Consider the following 13,981-nt stretch of genomic DNA (forward strand, 5'->3'; position numbering starts at 1 on the left):
CGGCCGAGGATGACGGCCGGGATGGTCTGCTCTAGGACGGCCTTAGGACGCCGACACCTAAAAAGGCGTTTCGGCAGGTTTCGGCGGAGGGCCGCACATGGGCGAGCGCAAATATTTCGGTACGGACGGCATTCGCGGCAAGGCGAACAGCAGTCCGATGACGGCCGAGGTCGCCCTGCGCGTCGGTCTGGCGGCGGGCAAGCTGTTCATGTCGGGCGACGACCGCCGCCATCTGGTGGTGATCGGCAAGGATACCCGCCTGTCGGGCTATATGATCGAACCGGCGCTGGTGGCGGGGTTCGCCTCGGTCGGCATGGACGTGCTGACGTTCGGGCCGCTGCCGACGCCGGGCGTGGCGATGATGACCCGATCGATGCGGGCCGATCTGGGCGTGATGATTTCCGCCTCGCACAACGATTATGCCGACAATGGCATCAAGCTGTTCGGCCCCGACGGCTACAAGCTGTCGGACGAGACCGAACTGAAGATCGAATCCATGATGGACGACGGGCTGAACGAGGGGCTGGCCGTGTCGGACCGGCTGGGCCGGGTCAAGCGCATCGACGACGCCCAGGCCCGTTATATCGAGATCGCCAAGGCGGCCTTCCCGCGTCACCTGTCGCTGGCGGGCCTGCGCATCGCCATCGATTGCGCCAACGGCGCCGGTTACAAGGTTGCGCCCACCACCCTCTATGAACTGGGCGCCGAGGTCTGTTCAGTCGGGGTCTCGCCCAACGGGACCAATATCAACGCCGACTGCGGCTCGACCCATCCGGCGACGCTGGCGGCCGTGGTCAAGGAGAAGCGGGCCGACATCGGCATCGCTCTGGACGGCGACGCCGACCGGCTGATCATCTGCGACGAGAACGGCAAGGTCGTCGACGGCGACCAGATCATGGCCCTGATCGGCCGCGACTGGGCCCGGCGCGGCGTGCTCAAGGGCGGCGGCGTGGTCGCCACCGTCATGTCCAACCTGGGCCTCGAGCGCGCCCTGACCGGCGACGGCCTGACGCTGGAGCGGACCAGGGTCGGCGACCGCTATGTCATGGAGCGGATGCGCGAGGGCGGCTTCAATCTCGGCGGCGAACAGTCCGGCCACCTGATCCTGCACGATCACGCCACCACCGGCGACGGCCTGATGGCGGCGCTGCAGGTGCTGGCCGTCCTGGTCGAGAGCGGCAAGCCGATGAGCGAACTGGCCCGCCAGTTCGAGCCCGTGCCCCAGCTGCTCCAGAACGTCCGCTTCACCGGCGGCAAGCCGCTGGAGGACGCGAAGGTCAAGGCCGCAATCGTCGAGGCCGAGGCCGCCCTCGCCGGTCAGGGCCGCCTGCTGGTCCGCCCGTCCGGCACCGAGAAACTGATCCGCGTCATGGCCGAGGGCGACAACGAGGCCCTGGTGAAACGGGTCGTGGCCGAGGTCGCCGCCGCGGTGAAGGCGGCCGGCTAGCCCGATATCACGAAGACTTAAGTGAAAATTCAGGTCGCTCTGGCATGGCAGATTCCATGCACAGCGCGACCCCTGCCCTGGATGACTCGTCCCTGTTCCTCGCCTGGGACCGGCTGCATCGTCCGATCTGGATGTTCGACCCGGCGGCAAGCAAGGGAGTGTACGCCAACTTACCCGCCCTGGCCCTTTGGGGATCGGATACGCTCGAGGCTCTGCTGGCCCGGGACTTCTCCGACCTGTCGCCCTCCGTCAAGGCGCGGACCGCCCGACTGGTGCAGGCCACGGCGGACGGCGAAACGGTCAGCGAGCGCTGGACCTTCTATCCAAACGGGCAGCCGGTCACGGTGAAGGCGACGATCTCGACCTTCGTGCTCGACGACGATCGGCCCGTCCTGTTGTTCGAGGCTGCGCCGATCGAGGTCGGGCCGGCCGAGCGGCGCGCTGTCGAGGCGCTGCGCTATGCACCCGCCCTCATTTCCCTGTTTGACCAGGAGGGCGGGGCCCTGTTCTGCAACCCCGCCGCCTTCACCGCCTACGGCAGCGAAACCTTTGCCTATGCGGAGCGGTTTGTCCGGGCCGAGGCCGTGGAAAGTCTGCGTACGCGCGCCCTGGAAGGCCATGGCGCCTTCGATGTGTGCGAGATCCGCACCGCAAAGGGAATTCGCTGGCACTATCTGGTCCTGACCGCTGTGCCGGACCCGGTGACCGGCGAAATCGGCCTGCTGCTTAGCGAACAGGATGTCACCGCCCGGGTCGAGGCCGAACAGGCGCGCGCCGCCGCCGAACAGAAAGCCGCCATGGCCGAGGCGCGCCAGCAGTTCCTGTCCGACATGTCGCACGAGCTGCGGACGCCGCTGAACGCGATCCTCGGCTTCGCCGAGGTGATGGTGCACGACGCCCTGCCGGAGCGGACGCTGCAACAGGCCGGACGGATCCACGAGGCGGGCCAGCGGCTGCTGACGCTGGTCAACGAGATGATCATCGTGTCAGACCAGGACGTGATTGTCCCTGAAGGGCAAGGGAGCGTCCTGCCGCCGACCGTCACGCCGATGGCCGCAACGCCCGCTGCGCGCGAACCCGACAGTGGACCGGTGGTCCTCTATGTCGACGACAATGAGAACAACCGCACCCTGGTGGCCACAATTCTGGCGACCCAGGGCATCCGGTGCGAGACCGCCGACGACGGTCTTCAGGGTCTGACGGCGGTCGAAAAGGGCGACTTCGACCTGATCCTGATGGACATCGCCATGCCGGTCATGGACGGGGTGGAGGCGTCCCGGCGCATCCGGGCCCTGCCGAGCACCATGAGTGCGGTCCCGATCATCGCGGTCACCGCCAACACCCTGCCCGAACAGCTCGCCAGCTATGCCGCCGTAGGCATCGACGACTGTCTGGCCAAGCCGATCAATATGGTCGGGCTGCTGACGGCGGTCTCGGTCTGGAGCGCGGGAAGACCGGACGCCGGCTCGGTCGAGGGCTCGACGGGTGAGGGCGCCCGCCCGGTCTGACCGCGCCCTGCGATCCCGTCCTCAACCCCCCGGATCAAAGGCCTCTGCCCTCGTCTTCAGATCGGCCAGCATGGCGACGGCCACGCGCGCATAGGGGGCCAGCCAGCGATCGTGGACAGCCTTGATAGGCAATGCGTTCAGGTGGTTCCAGCGCTCGCGTCCCTCGCGCCGAATGATAATCAGATCCGCGCCTTCCAGTGTCTTCAGATGCTGCATGACGGTGCAGCGATCCAGCGACGGCTCGGCCTCGCACAGCTGGCCTGTCGTCCGCGGGCCGTCTTTCATCGCGTCCAGAAGACGACGCCGGATCGGGTTGGCGAGCGCCTTGAAAACGGCGTCAAGATCGTCCTCGTTTGACATGTTGTATTTCTATAACATATAAGCGCCGCCATCAACCATGGAGAGGGACGATGGAGCTGAAATTCGAGGTGTCGACCCGGGTCGCGAGGCCGGTGCACGAGGTGTTCGAAGCCGTCGCGGATCCTTCGAAACTGTCGGCCTATTTCACCACCGGCGGTGCCGTCGGGCGGCTGGAAACCGGGGCGACGGTCCAGTGGGATTTCGCCGACTATCCGGGAGCCTTCCCGGTCCAGGTCGTCGAGGTAGTGCAGGACCAGAAGATCGTGCTGCGCTGGGAAGCCAATGAAGGCGTCCCCGACGACGCGGATCCGGTCGTTGCGGCTGAATACATGACGACGGTCACCATGACGTTCGCGCCGCTGGACGACGGGACCCGCACCCTGGTCCGCATTGCCGAGGAAGGCTGGCGCGAGACGCCGACCGGACTGAAGGCGTCCTATGGCAACTGCATGGGCTGGTCCCAGATGCTCTCGGCGCTCAAGGCCAGCGTCGAATACGGGATCAACCTGCGGACCGGGGCCTACCGCTAGACGAGCGCCAGGACCACATCCTCGATCCGCTTCCTGATATCGGGCACGGCGATCGTCTCCCAGAAGGCGGCGCGGGCCGGCGGGCCGAGCACGAACAGTCGGGGATCGGCGTCTCCGTCGGCCGCCAGCACCCGGCCGGAGGCGTCCAGCTCCAGCCCCAGCCGCAACGGATCCAGCCGGGCCCGGCCGTCGATCAGCAGGGGGCCGGTCACGGGATCGGCCTCGGGCGCATGGCCGGGGCCGGTGCAGTCGATCAGCCAGCGGGCGGTCAGCGGCTCCCGGGCCGGGCCCTGACGCGGACGCCAGTCGAGACGGACGCCGTCCGCATCGGCCGTGATCGCCTTTACCCGGCCGGAGACGACGGCGAGCCGAGCTTCGGCCACCAGCCGGTCGATATCGGCGCCGATCTGCGGCGCCAGCCGATGGCGGTGGACGTCCCACCAGGGCCGCAGGTGGCGCACGATCCGGCCGCGCGTGGCGATATCGGCCTCGCCCCAGAGATCGGCGGTGATGGGGCGCAGGCCCTCCATCATCTCGCGCCAGCCCGAGCGGGCGGAAACCTTTCGCGCCTCGGCGAGACGCGCGGACAGCGGACCGTTCAACAAAGCCGGCGATGCCCGCGCGGGCTGATCGGGAAGCTCGCCGTGCGCCCGGGGCAGCAGGCCGCGTCGGGACACGGCCATCGCCCGTCCGCGCCAGCCGCGTCCCTCAAGCGACAGCAGCATATCGACCATGGTCAGGCCCGTGCCGACGATCAGGATGTCGTCTTCGGCGCCGACGGGATCGAGCGCGCCCGGCGCCCAGGGGTCGGAGATGACCGCCCCCGCCTCGCCCGAGGCCGTGCGCGGGGCCGGATTGCCGGTGGTCAGGACGACGGCGGCGGCGGCGATGCGGCGGCCGTCGGACAAGGCGACGCCGCCAGCCTCCAGGCCCGTGACCTCGCCGACCACGCGTTCGATCCGGCCGGGATGGGCGGCCTCGACCTCGGCCAGCCTCGCCTGGACATAGCGGCCGAAGATCATCCGCGGCGCGAACCCCTCCGGATCCTCATGTTCGGGCGCGTTGGCCTCCAGCCAGCGGACGAAATGATCGGGTCGATCCGCCAGGGCGCTCATCCGCGCCGAGCGGACGTTCAGCAGATGCCCCTCGAACGGCGTCGAATAGGCGACGCCCAGACCGAAGTCCGGCGTCCGGTTGATCAGGAGGGCGTTCGTCCCGCGTTCGGCCAGCCGCGCCGCGAGCATGGCCCCCGAGAAGCCGCCCCCGACTATGGCGACCCTGTCGATCCGTCCCGTCACGCCGCCTCCTGCCCGTTGCGGCGGTTCTGGACCGCGCCGCGCTGGGGGTCAAACGGCGGAGTCGGTCTCCCCCCTGTCGCGCAGCGATGGGGAGGTGGATCCGTACCGAAGCGGACGAGACGGAGGGGTTCTTGATGCACGAAGACCCCCTCCGTCAGCTCGCGAAGAGCTCGCCGCCACCTCCCCATTCGCCAGGCGGCGAACAGGAAGGAGACGCTCGGTCAGATTTCCTGGTTGTAGGCGCCGACCTCGGGGTGGACGGAGAGGCGGGGCTTCACCTCCTTGTGGAACAGGTCGCGCATGTCGTCTTCCGACCGCATCGACTCGACCACCACGACCATCTCCGGCTTGTTCGAAGAGGCGCGGACCAGGACCCACGATCCGTCCTCCAGATGCACCCGCGCGCCGTTGACCGTGATGACCTCGACGATCTTGCGGCCCAGGATCGACCCGCCCTCGGCCGCCAGTTTCTCGTATTCGGCCACGACCCTGGCCAAGACCTCGTACTTCAGCTCGTCGTCGCAGTGGGGCGACATGGTCAGGCTGGTCCAGGCGTCCGGCAGGGACGACTTGAGATCGAACAGGGTCTTGCCCGGATTGCGATCCAGCATCTGCAGGACGGCGGCAGCGGCGACCAGGCCGTCGTCGTAGCCACGCCCGATCGGGTTCGCGAGGAAGAAGTGGCCCGACTTCTCGAACCCGGCCAGGGCGCCCAGTTCGGCGGTCTTGCGCTTGATGTAGGAGTGGCCGGTCTTCCAGTAGACGGTGGTCGCGCCGTTGGCCTTCAGCACCTCGTCGGTCTTGTAGAGGCCGGTCGATTTCACATCGACGACGAAGGTGGCGTTGGCGTGTAGGGCCGACAGGTCGCGGGCCAGCAGGAGGCCGATCTTGTCGGCGAAGATTTCCTCGCCGGTGTTGTCCACCACGCCGCAGCGGTCGCCGTCGCCGTCGAAGCCCAGGGCAAGGTCGGCGCCGGTCTCCTTCACCCGCGCCGCCATCTGCATCAGCATGGCGTGGTCTTCGGGGTTCGGATTGTATTTGGGGAAGGTGTAGTCGAGGTCGCAGTCCATCTCGATGACCTCGCAGCCCATGCGGCGCAGGGCCTCGGGGGCGAAGGCGCCGGCCGTGCCGTTGCCGCAGGCGCAGACCACCTTCAGCGGCCGGCTCAGCCTGATCGAACCGACCACCTCCTGAAGGTAGGGCTCGCGGAAATTCTCGACCCGCTCCAGACGCCCGCCGGGCCGCGCGACGCCGGTTCCCTCGAGGACGATTTCCTTGAGTCGGCCGATCTCCTCGGGGCCGAAGGTGACCGGCGGGTTGGTGCCCATCTTGACCCCGGTCCAGCCGTTCTCGTTGTGCGAGGCGGTGACCATGGCGACGCAGGGGGCCTCCAGCGCGAACTGACCGAAATAGGCCATCGGCGACAGGGCCAGGCCGATGTCCAGCACCTCCATCCCGCCTTCCAGCAGGCCGATGATCAGGGCGTGCTTCACGGTCGAGGAATAGGAGCGGAAGTCGTGTCCGACGACGATGCGCGGCTGGATGCCGCTCTCGTGAACATAGGTGGCGAGGGCCAGGCCCAGGGCCTGGATGCCGAGAAGGTTGATCTCCTTCTCCAGAATCCAGCGGGCGTCGTATTCCCGGAAGCCTGTCGGCTTGACCAGGGGGATGGTTTCGAATTCGAAGGTGTTCGGAACCAGGTCCTGGCGGGGCTTCAGCATGCGATGTCCTTGAAGGCGGGGAGGTCTAGACGACCGGCGGTATAGCCGCAGGCTTTCGGGCCCACAACAACGTGCGATCGGTGTTATGGCTGCGCGTGGAAGCGGCATGATCGGTCCCTGGGGGCTCCAATGACGAAACGGCTGGCCTGGGTCGCAGCGGCGGCGCTGCTTTTGATCTTGCCCGCAGATGCGTCCGCGCAGCCTGCCCGGGACGGCCGCGACGCCGTCCAGGCCCGCCTGTCCGTCGAGCCGGGCTACGCCGGAGTTTTCGGCGTCGCGCGGGAAGGCCGAATGTCTACGGGTCTCCTGGGTCAGGCGGAGCCGGGTCGCCCCCACAATCCGTCGGCGGCGTTCCGCTGGGCCTCGGTTTCCAAGATGATCACGGCCATCCTGGTCTTACAGCAGATCGATGACGGCGCCCTTTCCCTCGATGCGCCGGTTTCGTCCTATGTTCGGCTCCCGACCCTTCCCAACGCCGACCGCATCACCATCCGACAGCTTCTGGCGCACCGTTCGGGACTCGCGGGTCAGTCGGACCTGCCAAACGGTCCGCCGGGTGATCTGGCGCAGTATTGCACGACCGCCGCGGCCGAACCGGGATCGGTCTTCCTCTACAACAACTGCGACACCATCATCCTGGGCAAGGTGCTGGAGGCCGTGACCGCCTCGTCCTACCTCGACCTTGTGAATGTCCGCATCGGCGCCCCGCTCGGCGTCACACTCGCCCTGCCCGATGAAGCCCGGATCGAGGCGACGATGGAAGACGGCTCGGCCGAGGCCCCCGTCTGGCCGTCGGGTTACGGCCCAGCCGGAGGCCTTTATGGAACGATTGAGGACCTGCTGACGATCGACGTCGCTCTGATGGAGGGGCGGCTGATGTCGGCCGGCTCGCTGGAGACTATGCTGACGGGTGATCCGGCGTCGGGCTACGCGGCGCTGAGCGTCTGGTCCTATTCGCCGGATCTGGGCGGGTGTATCGGCAAGACCCGGCTGGTCGAACGCTACGGCGAGATCGGCGGGGTCCAGGTCCGAAACTTTCTGCTTCCCGATCTGAAACTCGCCGTCGCGGTCTATTCGAACGACCACCGGACCGGCTTTGGTGAGGTCTGGCGGGGCCAGGGCCTGTCCATCGATCTGATCCGCGCCGCCGCCTGCGGTTCGCCCGGCGCTTGACCCTTCGGGTGGGTCGCCCTACCCCGGCAGGCTGACCTGGAGAGCCCATGCCCCGCCTGATCCTGCTGCGCCACGGCCAGAGCCAATGGAACCTTGAGAACCGGTTCACGGGCTGGGTCGACGTCGACCTGACCGCCGAGGGCGAGGCCCAGGCGCGTCGTGGCGGCGAACTGATCGCCGAGGCGGGGTTCAAGCCCGCCGTGATGTTCACCTCGGTCCTGACGCGGGCCAAACGCACCGGCGCCCTGGCCCTGTCGTCGGCCGGGTTGAAGGCTGTGCCGGTGATCGAGGACTGGCGGCTGAACGAACGCCATTACGGCGGCCTGACCGGGCTGGACAAGGCCGAGACCGCCCTGAAGCACGGCGAGGACCAGGTGAAGATCTGGCGACGCAGCTACGACATCCCGCCGCCGCCTCTGGAGGCGGGCAGCGAGTGGGATTTCGCGGGCGATCCCCGCTATGCCGGCCAGGCCATTCCCGACACCGAGAGCCTGAAGACCACGCTCGACCGGGTCCTGCCCTACTGGAACGAAGCCATCGCGCCGCGTCTGAAGGCCGGCGAGGACGTGCTGGTCGCCGCCCACGGCAATTCCCTGCGCGCCATCGTCAAACATCTGTTCGACGTGCCCGACGATCGGATCGTCGGTGTCGAGATCCCCACCGGAAATCCGCTGGACATCGACCTGGACGCCGACCTGAAGCCCGTTTCGGCCCGCTATCTGGACGCCGGCCGCGCCACCGCACTTCCGGCGATTTCATGAGCGGCGACCTCCCCCGTCGCGGCATGAGCGACGATGATGTCTACATGCGCCGGGCCATCGACCTGGCGCTGGAACGGATGGGCGAGACCTGGCCCAATCCGGCGGTGGGCTGTGTCATCGTCAAGAACGGCAGGCTGCTGGCCGAGGCTGCGACCGCCGCGGGGGGACGCCCCCACGCCGAGGAACAGGCCGTGCCGGCTGCCGGCGCCGAGGTCGAGGGCGCGACCGCCTATGTGACGCTGGAGCCCTGCGGGGCCCGGTCGTCGGGGCGGGCGTCCTGCGCCCAGTTTCTGGCCGAGGCGAAGATCGCCCGCGTCGTGGTGGCAGCCCTGGATCCCTCGCCGTTCGCTTCGGGGCGAGGCACCGAGCGGCTGCGTCAGGCGGGCCTCATCGTCGAGACCGGCCTGATGAAGGACGAGGCCGCCGTCCTGTCGGAAGGCTTCCTGCACCGGCTCGAGACCGGACGGCCGATGGTTCGCATCAGCGCCGACGGCCAGGGTTTCGACGCCCGGTTCGCCGCCTCGGCCCGCGCCGATCTTGTCACTGAACTGAAACGGCTGGGCGAGGCCGGCTACACGCGGCTTTGGACGTCTCCGGGCGAACTGGCCGATGCCCTGGCCGAGCAGGGGTTGCTTACAGTCTGAACCTGATCGGCGTCGAACCGGCGCAAACGCGCGAGGCATGGGCCGTCGAGCTGAGTCGTCGTAGGATTTAATTCATACCCAGGTCTTGTTTGACCTTCCGGGCCTTACCATCTGCTCAATCGGGTCTTTGACATCAGAACCGGAACACCGATGGTCCCCCGACGGCAGGCGGCGGACAAGGGCTGGAAATCCTAATCCTTGTTTTCGTTGAGTATATTTCGGGATTCGCCCGTCTCGTCCGTTTCGTCATGGTCTAATTTTTGTCCGCTTCGGACGAACCGCAGGTCAGACCCGGGATCGCGGCGCAAATCTCCGCCAGAGGGCTGAAAGAAATCAGGGTTTCCGAAAACCTTCCTTAAGCGACCTTGTCCCATCATGGGATCATGTCAGCGGTCCAGGAAGGCGTCCTTCGACGCCGCATCACCCAGCAGGAAGTCGACGCCATCTGCGCGCGTCACGACCGCCTGTGGCAGGCGCGCCCCGGCGGCGCGCGGGCGGTCTTCGCCTGGATGGACCTGTCTGGCCTCAGCCTGAAGGGTCGCAATCTCGCTGATGCCGACTTCTCCGCCGCCGCGATGATCGGCTGCGATCTGACGGGCTGCAAGCTGGACAACGGATCCTTCTTTGGCGCGGACATGCAGGACGCGATCCTGGTCGAGGCCTCGATGCGCCGCGCGGACCTGCGCGGCGCCTGCCTGCGAGGCGCGGATCTGTCGGGAGCGGACCTGTTCGAGGCGGACCTGCGCGAAGGCACGATCGCTTCGGCGGACCGCAAGGTCGGGTTCCGCGTGCTCGAGGCCAAAGGCCGGGAGGTCACCCAGGCCCAGGGCGCCAGCCTGGTCGGCGCCAATCTGCAGCGGTCGCGCCTGTCGGGCATCGCGGCCCAGTCGGCGGACTTCTCCGACGCCATCATGAAGGACTGCAAGCTGGTCCGGGCGAACCTGAAACAGGCTAATTTCCGAGGCGCGGACCTGGCGGGCGCCGACATGTCCGGGGCCGACCTGACCGGCGCGGATCTGCGCGACGCCATTCTGGTCGGGGTGATCTCGTCCTTGTGGCGCACCGATGGCGCCAATCTGGACGGGGCCTTGACCGACAAGGGTTCGGCCGGCGAGCCGGTGGCCCAGTTGCCGGCGGCCGAGATGCTGCACGAACATGCCAACTGGTGCGAGACCGGCGGGGTCGAGGGCCGGCCCTCGGTGTTCGACGACGTCGATCTGCGCGGCCTGGGGTCGATCACGGGCCTCAACCTGACCGCACTGTCGGCAAAGCGCGCCGTGTTCTACGGCCTGAACATGGAAGGGGTGCAGTTGCAGGGGGCGCATCTCGAGGGGGCGGACATGAGGTCCGTCAACCTGCGCCGGGCCGACCTGCGCGGGGCGCGGCTCGTCGGGGCGCGGCTGAATGGGGCGGACCTGCGCGAGGCGCAGCTTGGGCCCCTGATGCTGGGACCTGAGCGGTTGCTTCCGGCCGATCTGACCAAGGCGGTGCTGCGCTCGGTCGATCTGTCAGGGGCCGATATGCGACGCTGCGTTCTTGTCGGGTCGGATCTGACCCGGGCCATCCTCCACGGCGCCCAGACGCGCCATGCCGATTTCACGGACGCGGTTCTCGCCGGGGCCCGCGGACTTCAGCGGGACGGAGAACCGGCATGACCATGACCCGACGCCGCCTCGGACAGGGCGATTTCGACATGTTCGCCGCCGCCCACGAGCGGTTCGTCACCGGCAAGCCGGGCGGGCGCAAGCTGTCGCTGAAATTCATCGACCTGACCGGCGTCTCGATGGCGCATCGGATACTGGACGACGCAGACTTCTCCGGTTCGATCCTGGAGAACTGCAACATGGCCGGGGCGCGGCTGGAACGCGCGGTCCTGTTCGGCTGCGACCTGCGCGGCGCCGATCTGACCCGGGCCTGCCTGAGGCGGGCGGATATCCGGGGAACCTGTCTGCAGGGCGCCGACCTGTCCGAGGCGGACCTGACCCAGGCCGATTTCCGGGAAGGCGTCATCGCCGTCCCGCATGAGACCAAGGGTCTCGCCTCGGCGCGTCACGAGACGCGTCAGGGTTTGGCCGACGGTGCGCGTTTCTCGGGCGCGAATCTGGACGGCTCGCGTTTTGACGGCGTCAGCGCCTGCAAGGCCGATTTTACCGATTGTTCGATGCGCGGCGCGCGGCTCACAGGCGCCAACCTGAAGGATGCGGACCTGTCCGGCGCCCTGCTGGAAGGCGCCGATGTCGGTGGGGCCAATCTGGCGGGAGCGCGCCTGTGCGGCGCCATCCTGACCGGCGTGGCCATGGATCGGGCCAGGCTGGACCGAACCGACACAACCGGCTCGCTCCGTGAGCCGGACGCGGCGACCATCGCCCGGGCCGAGGAACTCTATCAGATGGCGCTGGACGCCAACGCCTGGGCCGAAAGCGGCGGTGTTCTGGGCGGACCGGCGATTCTGGACGGCGAGGATCTTCGCCCGCTCGGCGATCGGCTGAAGGGGCTGAAACTCTCGGCCATGAGCGCCAAGGGCGCCTGTCTGGCGGGTCTCGACCTGCGTGGCGCCCAGCTGCAGGGGGCCAATTTCGAGAAGGCCGATCTGCGCGGCGCGCTGCTGGGCAAGGCGGACCTGCGCGGCGCCCGCTTCGGCGAGGCCCTGATGACCAAGGTCGATCTGACAGCGGCCGACATCAGCCCGCTGCCCCTGGGTCCGACCCGCTGTGTGCCGTCGAACCTAGGCGGCGCGCGCATGCGCTATGCCGAACTGTTCCGTGCAGACCTGTCGAAGGCCAATCTGACGGGCGCGGACCTGTCCGGCGCCAACGCTACGGGGGCGAAGCTGGACGGTGCGACCCTGACCGACGCCCGTCTCGACCGCGTCACAGGCCTCGTCCAAACGGCGGTCGCCGCCTGACAAAAAGGGCGGCCCGAGGACCGCCCTTTCCATTCATTCGCGAAGGCCGAGGCTTACGCCGCTTCGCCTTCGATCAGAGCCGCGGTCGGCGCACCCGTCGCGATCTCGATGCGCCGGGGCTTGAGGGCCTCAGGCAGCTCGCGCTTCAGGCTGACGGCCAGGAGCCCGTTGTCGAGCGAAGCTTCGGTCACCACCACATAGTCAGCCAGCTGGAAGCGGCGCTCGAAATCGCGCTCGGCCAGGCCGCGATGCAGATAGGTGCGGTTCGCCGACGCATCGTCATTGGCGGTCTTGCGACCGGTGACGGTGAGCAGGTTTTCCTTGACCTCGATGTTCAGCTCGTCAGGCCTGAAGCCGGCGACGGCGATCTCGATCCGATAGGCGTTCTCGCCCGTCGTCTCGATATTGTAGGGCGGCCAGCCGGTCTCCGGGCCCGTGCGCGCGGCGCTTTCGAGAAGGCCGGCGAGGCGGTCGAAGCCCACGGCGGAACGATAGAGGGGGGTGAAGTCGATGGTACGCATGTCGATCTCCTGATCATCAGCAAGACTGAGCCGCTCCGCGTTGCCCGAAGCGGCGGTTGGAATCAGTCCGAGCGGTCCCTGTTGGGCCCCGTCCGGCCTGCGAGAGCCCGTGATCGGCGCTCTCGGATGAAGAGGTGGGATGCCTGAGTGCGACGTCAAGGGCAGGCCGGTTGCGGGATCGTCACTTGCCCGCGTGCGACCTGTCCGTAAGGTGCCGCCCAACCCGCCCTCTGTTTCGGAGCTGACCATGCACGCGTCCAGACTCGTCCTCGTCACCACCCTCGCCCTGATCTCGGCAGGAGCCGCCGCCGCCCAGACCGCTCCTTCCCCTGGAGAGACCCCGGCCCAGCGCGAGGCGCGACGCGAGGCCATGCCGCCGCCGGTGCTGCAGGAGGATGAGGCGCTCCAGGCCGCGATCGGCTCGGATGCGCGCCCGGCCGCAGACGTCGCGCGTGACGCCTTCCGCCATCCGTTCGAGACGCTGACCTTCTGGGGGCTGACGCCCGGGTCGACCGTGGTCGAGATCGAACCCGGTCGGGGCGGCTGGTGGAGCGCGATCCTGCAGCCCTACGCCCAGGCGACCGGCGGCGCCTATGTCCCCGTCAATCGTCCGCTGGAAGGGATGGTCGTGGCTGACGGCGCGGCGGACATGGTCGTCGTCGCCCGCGCCTTCCACAACTGGCACCGCTCGAACCCGCAGCGCACCGGCCCCTACCTGGCGGCCTTCTTCAAAGCCTTGAAACCGGGCGGCATCCTGGCTGTGGAACAGCATCGCGCCCTTGAGGGGCTGAACGCGGATGTCACTGCGCCCACCGGCTATGTCCCGGAAAGCTATGTCATTCATGCCGCGCAGGCGGCCGGCTTCGTGCTGGAGGCACGCAGCGAGTTGAACGCCAATCCCAGGGACGACCGCGACCACCCGTTCGGCGTCTGGACCCTGCCGCCAGTGCGGACCAGCGCCGCGCGCGAAGGCAACGCCACCGACCGGGCGACGCCGCTGACCGAGGCCGAACGGACCGAATATGACGCTATCGGCGAGAGCGATCGGATGACCCTGCGATTCCGCAAGCCCGCCTGAGTTTCAAGCCTTTGACGGCATTGGCGAACCCCTCT

At 68.0% G+C, this 13,981-nt stretch carries 13 protein-coding genes; 9 read left to right on the forward strand and 4 right to left on the reverse strand.

Annotated features, from left to right (window positions below; all coding sequences use genetic code 11):
- Positions 1 to 97 precede the first annotated feature (97 nt).
- The gene (gene glmM / locus ACP7AZ_RS10250) at positions 98 to 1,447 is read left to right on the forward strand and encodes a phosphoglucosamine mutase (protein ID WP_426038556.1); all 1,350 of its coding nucleotides are present in this window, start codon (positions 98 to 100) and stop codon (positions 1,445 to 1,447) included.
- Between the two features lie 44 nt (positions 1,448 to 1,491).
- On the forward strand, positions 1,492 to 2,955 hold the full coding sequence (locus ACP7AZ_RS10255; RefSeq protein WP_426038557.1) for a response regulator: 1,464 nt from the start codon (positions 1,492 to 1,494) through the stop codon (positions 2,953 to 2,955).
- Positions 2,956 to 2,976: 21 nt separating this feature from the next.
- On the opposite strand, the gene ACP7AZ_RS10260 is transcribed toward ACP7AZ_RS10255, so the two are convergent.
- Positions 2,977 to 3,315, reverse strand: coding sequence for an ArsR/SmtB family transcription factor (locus tag ACP7AZ_RS10260; protein ID WP_426038558.1), 339 nt, complete (start codon positions 3,313 to 3,315; stop codon positions 2,977 to 2,979).
- 50 nt (positions 3,316 to 3,365) lie between these two features.
- On the opposite strand from ACP7AZ_RS10260, the gene ACP7AZ_RS10265 reads away from it, so the two are divergent.
- The gene (locus tag ACP7AZ_RS10265) at positions 3,366 to 3,845 is read left to right on the forward strand and encodes an SRPBCC domain-containing protein (protein WP_426038559.1); all 480 of its coding nucleotides are present in this window, start codon (positions 3,366 to 3,368) and stop codon (positions 3,843 to 3,845) included.
- Here the strand turns inward: ACP7AZ_RS10265 and ACP7AZ_RS10270 are convergent.
- A complete protein-coding gene (locus ACP7AZ_RS10270) occupies positions 3,842 to 5,143 on the reverse strand; it encodes an FAD/NAD(P)-binding protein (protein ID WP_426038560.1) in 1,302 nt (433 codons plus the stop codon). The two genes, ACP7AZ_RS10265 and ACP7AZ_RS10270, sit on opposite strands and share 4 nt — an antisense overlap.
- 221 nt (positions 5,144 to 5,364) lie before the next feature.
- Entirely contained in the window at positions 5,365 to 6,864 is a 1,500-nt protein-coding gene (locus ACP7AZ_RS10275; protein ID WP_426038561.1) for a phosphomannomutase/phosphoglucomutase, read from the reverse strand.
- A 129-nt stretch (positions 6,865 to 6,993) separates the two neighbouring features.
- On the opposite strand from ACP7AZ_RS10275, the gene ACP7AZ_RS10280 reads away from it, so the two are divergent.
- From ACP7AZ_RS10280 to ACP7AZ_RS10300, 5 genes are all read left to right on the forward strand, one after another.
- Positions 6,994 to 8,037, forward strand: a complete 1,044-nt coding sequence (locus tag ACP7AZ_RS10280) for a serine hydrolase domain-containing protein (protein WP_426038562.1) — start codon at positions 6,994 to 6,996, stop codon at positions 8,035 to 8,037.
- A 47-nt stretch (positions 8,038 to 8,084) separates the two neighbouring features.
- Positions 8,085 to 8,798: a 2,3-diphosphoglycerate-dependent phosphoglycerate mutase gene (gene gpmA, locus ACP7AZ_RS10285; RefSeq protein WP_426038563.1), complete on the forward strand. Its 714-nt coding sequence runs from the start codon at positions 8,085 to 8,087 to the stop codon at positions 8,796 to 8,798.
- Positions 8,795 to 9,442: a bifunctional diaminohydroxyphosphoribosylaminopyrimidine deaminase/5-amino-6-(5-phosphoribosylamino)uracil reductase RibD gene (locus tag ACP7AZ_RS10290; RefSeq protein WP_426038564.1), complete on the forward strand. Its 648-nt coding sequence runs from the start codon at positions 8,795 to 8,797 to the stop codon at positions 9,440 to 9,442. The genes gpmA and ACP7AZ_RS10290 overlap by 4 nt, the downstream gene beginning before the upstream one ends.
- Before the next feature lie 383 nt (positions 9,443 to 9,825).
- Positions 9,826 to 11,097, forward strand: a complete 1,272-nt coding sequence (locus ACP7AZ_RS10295) for a pentapeptide repeat-containing protein (protein ID WP_426038565.1) — start codon at positions 9,826 to 9,828, stop codon at positions 11,095 to 11,097.
- Entirely contained in the window at positions 11,094 to 12,347 is a 1,254-nt protein-coding gene (locus tag ACP7AZ_RS10300; protein ID WP_426038566.1) for a pentapeptide repeat-containing protein, read from the forward strand. The genes ACP7AZ_RS10295 and ACP7AZ_RS10300 overlap by 4 nt, the downstream gene beginning before the upstream one ends.
- Before the next feature lie 53 nt (positions 12,348 to 12,400).
- On the opposite strand, the gene ACP7AZ_RS10305 is transcribed toward ACP7AZ_RS10300, so the two are convergent.
- Positions 12,401 to 12,868 carry an Hsp20 family protein gene (locus tag ACP7AZ_RS10305; protein WP_426038567.1) on the reverse strand — a complete coding sequence of 156 codons (468 nt, stop codon included), beginning with the start codon at positions 12,866 to 12,868 and terminating at the stop codon, positions 12,401 to 12,403.
- A gap of 247 nt (positions 12,869 to 13,115) precedes the next feature.
- Between ACP7AZ_RS10305 and ACP7AZ_RS10310 the strand changes: the two genes are divergently transcribed.
- Positions 13,116 to 13,946 carry a class I SAM-dependent methyltransferase gene (locus ACP7AZ_RS10310; protein ID WP_426038568.1) on the forward strand — a complete coding sequence of 277 codons (831 nt, stop codon included), beginning with the start codon at positions 13,116 to 13,118 and terminating at the stop codon, positions 13,944 to 13,946.
- The last annotated feature ends 35 nt before the right edge of the window (positions 13,947 to 13,981 follow it).

The sequence above is a fragment of the Brevundimonas sp. DC300-4 genome, from assembly GCF_049897365.1.
Classification (GTDB): domain Bacteria; phylum Pseudomonadota; class Alphaproteobacteria; order Caulobacterales; family Caulobacteraceae; genus Brevundimonas.

Bases quoted from the DNA above. Each gene is read 5' to 3' on its own strand.
- ACP7AZ_RS10300 (WP_426038566.1), top strand. From the start codon at position 11,094: ATGACCATGACCCGACGCCGCCTCGGACAGGGCGATTTCGACATGTTC.
- glmM (WP_426038556.1), top strand. From the start codon at position 98: ATGGGCGAGCGCAAATATTTCGGTACGGACGGCATTCGCGGCAAGGCG.
- ACP7AZ_RS10290 (WP_426038564.1), top strand. From the start codon at position 8,795: ATGAGCGGCGACCTCCCCCGTCGCGGCATGAGCGACGATGATGTCTAC.
- ACP7AZ_RS10280 (WP_426038562.1), top strand. From the start codon at position 6,994: ATGACGAAACGGCTGGCCTGGGTCGCAGCGGCGGCGCTGCTTTTGATC.
- ACP7AZ_RS10255 (WP_426038557.1), top strand. From the start codon at position 1,492: ATGGCAGATTCCATGCACAGCGCGACCCCTGCCCTGGATGACTCGTCC.
- ACP7AZ_RS10310 (WP_426038568.1), top strand. From the start codon at position 13,116: ATGCACGCGTCCAGACTCGTCCTCGTCACCACCCTCGCCCTGATCTCG.
- ACP7AZ_RS10305 (WP_426038567.1), bottom strand. From the start codon at position 12,868: ATGCGTACCATCGACTTCACCCCCCTCTATCGTTCCGCCGTGGGCTTC.
- ACP7AZ_RS10265 (WP_426038559.1), top strand. From the start codon at position 3,366: ATGGAGCTGAAATTCGAGGTGTCGACCCGGGTCGCGAGGCCGGTGCAC.
- ACP7AZ_RS10260 (WP_426038558.1), bottom strand. From the start codon at position 3,315: ATGTCAAACGAGGACGATCTTGACGCCGTTTTCAAGGCGCTCGCCAAC.
- gpmA (WP_426038563.1), top strand. From the start codon at position 8,085: ATGCCCCGCCTGATCCTGCTGCGCCACGGCCAGAGCCAATGGAACCTT.
- ACP7AZ_RS10295 (WP_426038565.1), top strand. From the start codon at position 9,826: ATGTCAGCGGTCCAGGAAGGCGTCCTTCGACGCCGCATCACCCAGCAG.
- ACP7AZ_RS10275 (WP_426038561.1), bottom strand. From the start codon at position 6,864: ATGCTGAAGCCCCGCCAGGACCTGGTTCCGAACACCTTCGAATTCGAA.